Consider the following 6,480-nt stretch of genomic DNA (forward strand, 5'->3'; position numbering starts at 1 on the left):
CGGTCTGGTCAGCGGCGGAACCTGCAAGGTGCTGGGTAAGCCGGCCGCTCGCCTGTTCTACACCGGCAACTTCAAGAAACGGTCCACGAAGCTCGGGTTCAAGCCCGGGCTCGGCGGCGGTGTCGTCACCAGCAAGAAGATCGCCTCCGTCGGCGTCGCGGACCGGCCGTACCCGGGCTCGTCGGTGGTTCGCAACGATCGGCGACACAACCACGTCAAATGGATCCAGGCGCGGCTCAACCACGCCGCCAAGAACAAGCACGCGGTCCTCGGCGGCAGACCGCTCGACGTAGACGGCGACTACGGCGACGACACCGCGAAGGTGGTCAAGGCCTTCCAGCTCAAACACGGACTGAAGGGACTGGGCGTGTGCGGCCCGAAGACCTGGCCGCTGCTCAACAAGATCCGTTAGGTCGCCGGCCGCAGGGTCGCCCAGCCGTCGTCACGGGCCCGGGCCGCGGCCAGCAGCCCGGCCACGGTCGACGAGTTGGTGATCTCGCCACGCAGCACCATGGCGACCGCCTCGTCCAGATCGAACCAGGCGATCTCCAGGTCGGCCTCCTCGTCCAGGCGCTCGTGGCGCTCGTCCTCGGGCACCGGGGCGAGGTCGCGAGCCAGGTACATGCGGATGGTCTCGTTGCTGAAGCCGGGCGAGGTCTGCAGGTCGACCAGCAGGTCGAACCGCGCGGCGGTGTAGTCGGTCTCCTCGGCCAGCTCCCGCCGCGCGGTGATCAGCATGTCCTCGCCGTGCACGTCGCGCAGCCCGGCCGGCACCTCCCAGAGCCGCTCGCCGACCGGGTGCCGGTACTGCTTGATCAGCACGACCCGGCCGACGTCGTCCAGCGCGACGACGCCGACCGCACCCTTGTTCTCCACCACGTCACGGGTCGCCGTGCCACCACCGGACATGGTGACCTTGTCGGAGTAGACCGTGAAGATCGGCCCCTGGTACCGCACGGTGCGGTCGAGGGTTTCGTGCTTGAAGACGGTCACGAGGCCGCGACCGCCTCGGACTGATGCTGGGCCGGAGCGTCGGCCGCCTCGGCGAGCGGTCCCACCGGCAGCTCGTCGGCGGCCGCGTACTCGACCGCGGCCTTGACGAACGCGGCGAACAGCGGGTGCGCCCGGGTGGGCCGGCTCTTCAGCTCGGGGTGCGCCTGGGTCGCCACGAAGAACGGGTGCGTCTCGCGGTCCAGCTCGATGAACTCGACCAGCCGGCCGTCCGGCGAGGTGCCGGAGAAGCGCAACCCGGCCTTGCCGAGCTTGTCGCGGTAGTCGTTGTTGACCTCGTAGCGGTGGCGGTGGCGCTCGGAGATCTCGGTGCTCTCGTACGCCTCCGCGACGATCGACCCGGGGGTCAGCGCCGCCGGGTACGCACCCAGCCGCATCGTGCCGCCCATGTCGCCCTTGCCGGCCACGATGTCCTGCTGATCGGCCATCGTGGAGATCACCGGGTGCCGGGTCTGCTCGTCGAACTCCAGCGAGTTCGCCCCGTCCAGCGAGGCCAGGTTGCGGGCCGCGTCGATGGTCATGCACTGCAGGCCCAGGCACAGGCCGAGGATCGGGATGCCGTTCTCCCGCGCGTACCGCGAAGTGTTGATCTTGCCCTCGATGCCGCGGATGCCGAAGCCGCCGGGGATCACGATGCCGTCCACGCCCTTGAGCGCGGCCGCGGCGCCGGCGGAGGTGTCGCAGTCGTCGCTGGGCACCCAGCGCAGCTGCACCTTGGCGTTGTTGGCGAAGCCGGCGGCGCGGATCGCCTCGCTCACCGACAGGTACGCGTCCGGCAGGTCGACGTACTTGCCGACCAGCGCCACCGTGATCGTGCGACGCGGGTGGTGCACGCGCTGCAGCAGGTCGTCCCAGCTCGTCCAGTCCACGTCGCGGAAGGACAGCCCGAGCCGGCGCACCACGTACGCGTCCAGGCCCTCGCGGTGCAGCACCTTGGGGATGTCGTAGATGCTCGGCGCGTCCGGGCAGGCCACCACGGCCTCACGGTCGACGTCGCAGTAGAGCGACAGCTTGTGCTTGAGCTTCTCGGGGATCTCGCGGTCGCTGCGGCAGACCAGCGCGTCCGGCTGGATACCGATGTTGCGCAGGGTGGCCACCGAGTGCTGGGTCGGCTTGGTCTTCAGCTCGCCCGAGGGCGCCAGGTAGGGCACCAGCGACACGTGCAGGTAGAACACGTGGTCGCGGCCGATCTCGTGCCGGACCTGCCGGATCGCCTCGAGGAACGGCAGCGACTCCATGTCGCCGACCGTGCCGCCGACCTCGGTGATGACGACATCCGGGGTACGCCCGAACTCGTCCGGGTCGGCCATCGCGAAGATGCGCTCTTTGATCTCGTTCGTCACGTGCGGGATGACCTGCACGGTGTCGCCCAGATACTCACCCCGGCGCTCCTTGGCGATCACCGCGGAGTAGATCTGGCCGGTGGTGACGTTCGCCTTCTGCGACAGCGACCGGTCGAGGAACCGCTCGTAGTGGCCGACGTCCAGGTCGGTCTCGGCGCCGTCCTCGGTGACGAAGACCTCGCCGTGCTGGAACGGGTTCATCGTGCCCGGATCGACGTTCAGGTAAGGGTCGAGTTTCTGCATCACGACCCGGAGCCCGCGCGCGGTCAGAAGATTGCCGAGGCTGGAGGCGGTGAGGCCCTTGCCCAGCGAGGAGGCGACGCCCCCGGTGACGAAGATGTGTCGGGTGTCGCGCGCTGTAACGGCCAAGGCCTGCTCCCGTGGTCGGTCCTACAGAGGTCTTGCGAACCGGCGCGCCACGCGCCATCCACGGGATTCCACGGTAACACCTTTGCCGCCGGGAGCACGTTCCGGCATTGCGCCGCGCGTGTCTCCGACATTTGGGACAGGCGCCGACGAGACCAGGCCGGATGAGATGGGGCGGGTCCGGTCCGCCGCGTGGTCGAGCACACGCAGCGTGGTGAGCACGGCCACCGGCACGGCGACCGCGGCGGCGGCGCCGGCCACGGTCAGCGCCGTGCCGCTCAGGAATCCGGCGATCAGCGCCGCGACGGTGACGCCGGCGCCGGCCGCCCGCAGCGCGGGGTGCAGGCCGAACAGGCGGTTCAGCCCGCCCCACGGGCTGAACTGACAGAACGCCAGCATCAGCACGCCCACCACGGCCAGCACGGTGAGCGGACTGTCCACCAGCGACAGTCCGTTCGCGGCGGCGCCCCGCTGCATGGCCGGGCCGGCGGTGCCGTCGGCCAGCGCGGTCAGGAAGCGGCCCAGGCTGCCCTGCTCGGTCGGCGGGCGGCGCAGGTCGAGCACGGCGAAGCCGATGGTGACCGCGAGCCCGGCGAACGTGGCCCAGGCGAACCGCGGCAGGGTCAGCCAGCCGCCACTGCTGATCGCCGCCGCCACGCACACCCCGGCGGTGACCGCGATCGCCCCGGACGGGTCGGCGCCCAGGTACGGGCTGCCCACCATCACCACGGCCAGGCCGCCGATCAGCACCACGATCACCGGCCGCCACGGCTTGCGGATCCACTGCGCGAGGCAGCCGGCGACGACCAGCATCCCGGCGACGAAGACGCCCAGCCCGACGCTGCCCACGCCCGCGTACCGGCCGCCCTGCGCCGCCGAATAGCCGGCCACGCCGTTGAGCTGCAGTCGCGCGCCCATCAGCAGGTCGGCGCCGACCACCACCGCGCCGATCAGCGCGACCGCGCCCAGCGGCCACAGCGTGCGGCGGTAGCGCGGCGCGAACCGGACCGCGACCGTGCCGATCGCCACCAGCAGCGCGGTGATCGCGACGAACACCAGGCCCGGATGACCGGCACGCCACCAGGGCACGGCGTCGGCCAGCAGCGCCGCCGGGACGGCCAGCGCGGCGGCGATCAGCGCCACCTCCACGACGGCGATCAGGATCCGCGACGGCGAGGCCGGGCCGCGCGGGCCGGCGTGCCGGCGGGCCCGCACCATCAGCGGCACGACGAGCAGGAAGAGCAGCAGGTCGGCGGCCGCCAGGGCGGTGAAGAACTTCTCGGCGACGCCGCGCTGGGCGGTCGCCCGCCGGTCGGCGTCGTGATCGCCGCGGACCGCGTCGGTCAGCTCGGCGGGCCGGCCCGGGACGGTGGTGGCGGACCGGCCGGTGAACACCTTCTCCGGCTCGTCGCGGCCCAGCGCGGCGAGCACGGTCGGTGCCACGTCGACCAGCTGCAGATAGCCGTCGCGGCCGGTGCCGGCCGAGGTCAGCCAGCCGCCGTCCCAGCCCTCCCCCTCGGCGACGGCCACGTGCAGGCGGGAGCTGGCCGACGTGTCCGACACGCCGGCGACCATGATCAGCGAGCGGTCCGGGCGGCCGGCGACGACCCGGCCCAGCGTGTCGTCGGCCCGCGCCACGGCGGCCTGCCGGGCGGCGCCGGAGCCGGTGACCGCGCCGAGGTCGACGATGCTGAGCACGCAGGAGGACAGCAGGGTCTTCGGGTCGGCGGGCAGCTCCGCCTCGTACCGGTCGACGCGGCCGAACGGGCGGGCCGCCGCGATCGCCGCGCCGGTGCCGACCGCCACCGTGCAGCGCACCGACTCGGCCAGCGCGCCCGGCACCGCGCCGTAGGGCAGCGTGGTCTGGTTGAGGCGCACGATGCCCCGCTGCTGCCCGATGTTGGCGCCGAGGGCGTCGGGTTCGGTCAGGTCGGGCGCGGCGGGCGGGCACTGGCCGCGGATCGTGGCGGTGTCCCAGGCCGCGTAGTTGCCGGCGCCCAGGGTGAGCCACCCGTCCGCCGGGCAGGTGACGCGGTGGCCCGAGCGCACCGACAGCCAGCCGACCGAGCCCTTGCCCGCCAGCGCCCACATGTTCGGCGTGCGTTGCGGGTCGAGGTCGTCCCAGCGCAGGCCCGCGGCGCCGGCCACCACGACATAGTCGAGCGGCTCCTTGGCCGGGCCCGCGGCGGGCCGGATGGCGAGCGCCACGAGGCTGGCGGCGGCGGCGAGGACCACCATTGCGTACGGGAGCCAGCCGCGCACTCGTCGTGCCGGGATGCCGAAGCGCCGGACCCGGCGGATGCGGTCCAGGAAGGTGATCACCCGCGGGTCACTTCGGCGTACGCGGTGATCACGTCGGCGACCGTGTCGTCCTCGCTCGGCCAGGTCGCGGCCCGCTTCGGGCCCCGCGCCGCATACTCGGCCCGCAGCGCCGGATCGGCCAGCAGCCGTTTCACCGCGGCGTCGAGCGCGTCGACGTCACCCGGCGGGATCTGCACCGCCGCGTCGCCGACCAGCCCGGGCAGCCCGCCGACCGCGGTGCAGATCAGCGGCACACCGGCCCGCAGCGCCTCCTGCGCGAAGAGCTGCCGGGCCTCCCAGTCGCTGGTCACCACCGCGAGGTCGGCACCCAGCAGCAGCTCGGGCACGTCGTTGCGGTGCCCGAGCAGGTAGAGCCGGGCGCGTTTCTCGCTGGCCCGCTGGGCGAGGTCCATATAGCTCGGTCCGGACCCGGCGACCACGGTGACCGGAGCCGGGGTCAGCTCCCGCCACCGCGCCGACGCGTCAACCAGCAGGTCGTAGCGCTTCTGCGGATGCAACCGGCCCACCGACAGCACGAGCGGCACATCGGCCGCCAGCCGGAACTCGGCCCGGACGGCGGCCCGGGAGCGTTTCGGCGGCGCCATCGCGGGCGCCGACACCGGACTCAGCCGGGCCCGGCCGCCGAGCTCCTCCGCCCGCTCGACCAGGTCCTCGGAGGCGCCCAGAACCAGCGCCGCGTTGCGGGCCACGACCCGCTCGACCAGCGCCGTCGCCTGCGCGCGCAGGCCCTTGGCGAGCACCGCGTTGTGCAGCGTGGCGACCAGCGGGACCGACGGGCGGGCCAGCGCGGCGACGAACCCGGCGCGCAGCCCGTGCGCGTGCAGGACGTCGAGCTGTTGCCCGGACAGGGCGCGGCGCAGTGCCCGGACCGCGCCGGAGTCCTGCGGACCGGGACTGGCCGGGATCTCGACGGCCCGGAACGACGCGCCGGCCGCGGAGAAACCGAACTGCTCGTCGGTCGCCGCCGGCCCGCAGACCAGCGCCGTGCTGCCGGCCGCGATCAGACCGCGGACCAGTGAGGAGACGTGCTGCCCGACACCGCCCGTGCTGGACCCCAGCACCAGACCCACCGAGCCGCGCCACGGAAAGCGCGCGTACGTCACGTCTTCTCCCTTCGACCCCTTCGAATCAGCAACGCGCCCAGCCGCCGGGCGTCGGGCGCGTCCAGCACGAACGCCACCACCGCGTAGGTCGCCAGTACCACCGGGCCGCCGACCAGCAGACCGGCCCACAGCCCCAGGTTCGCAACCGTCGCCCACCCGGCGAACGCCGCGGTGATCGCCGCCACGATACCGGCCGCGGCCGCCCGGCCGAGCCCCGCAAGCGCTTGCGCACCGGCGCGGCGGCGGACGGCGGCCACGAGCAGGAGCCCGATCGCCGACATGCCCACGGCGTTGGCCACGCCCTGGGCGACGACCAGCAGGTCCTCGCCCTGGGC

Annotated in this window: 5 protein-coding genes and 1 pseudogene; 1 reads left to right on the plus strand and 5 read right to left on the minus strand. The window is 73.3% G+C overall.

What is annotated here, in order from left to right; all coding sequences use genetic code 11:
- A partial coding sequence (locus AB0M20_RS20900; protein ID WP_364300467.1) for a peptidoglycan-binding domain-containing protein occupies positions 1-412 on the plus strand: 412 nt, incomplete at its 5' end.
- Here the strand turns inward: AB0M20_RS20900 and AB0M20_RS20905 are convergent.
- The 5 genes and pseudogenes from AB0M20_RS20905 to AB0M20_RS20925 form a co-directional block, all read right to left on the minus strand.
- The gene (locus AB0M20_RS20905; protein ID WP_364300469.1) at positions 409-993 is read right to left on the minus strand and encodes an NUDIX hydrolase; all 585 of its coding nucleotides are present in this window, start codon (positions 991-993) and stop codon (positions 409-411) included. The two genes, AB0M20_RS20900 and AB0M20_RS20905, sit on opposite strands and share 4 nt — an antisense overlap.
- Positions 990-2,723 (minus strand): CTP synthase, encoded by a 1,734-nt coding sequence (locus AB0M20_RS20910; RefSeq protein ID WP_364300471.1) that lies wholly within the window; start codon positions 2,721-2,723, stop codon positions 990-992. Before AB0M20_RS20910 ends, AB0M20_RS20905 begins: the two co-directional genes overlap by 4 nt.
- A gap of 21 nt (positions 2,724-2,744) precedes the next feature.
- Complete coding sequence (locus tag AB0M20_RS20915) at positions 2,745-4,958, minus strand: hypothetical protein (RefSeq protein WP_364300475.1); 2,214 nt, start codon at positions 4,956-4,958, stop codon at positions 2,745-2,747.
- Between the two features lie 80 nt (positions 4,959-5,038).
- On the minus strand, positions 5,039-6,145 hold the full coding sequence (locus AB0M20_RS20920) for a glycosyltransferase family 4 protein (protein WP_364300473.1): 1,107 nt from the start codon (positions 6,143-6,145) through the stop codon (positions 5,039-5,041).
- Positions 6,142-6,480, minus strand: a pseudogene (locus AB0M20_RS20925) (virulence factor MviN); the annotation flags it as partial. The gene AB0M20_RS20920 and the pseudogene AB0M20_RS20925, both read right to left, overlap by 4 nt.

It is taken from the genome of Actinoplanes sp. NPDC051633, from assembly GCF_040681735.1.
Classification (GTDB): Bacteria; Actinomycetota; Actinomycetes; order Mycobacteriales; family Micromonosporaceae; genus Actinoplanes.

Coding starts and splice junctions, on each gene's coding strand:
- AB0M20_RS20915 (WP_364300475.1), bottom strand. CDS start 4,958: ATGGTGGTCCTCGCCGCCGCCGCCAGCCTCGTGGCGCTCGCCATCCGG.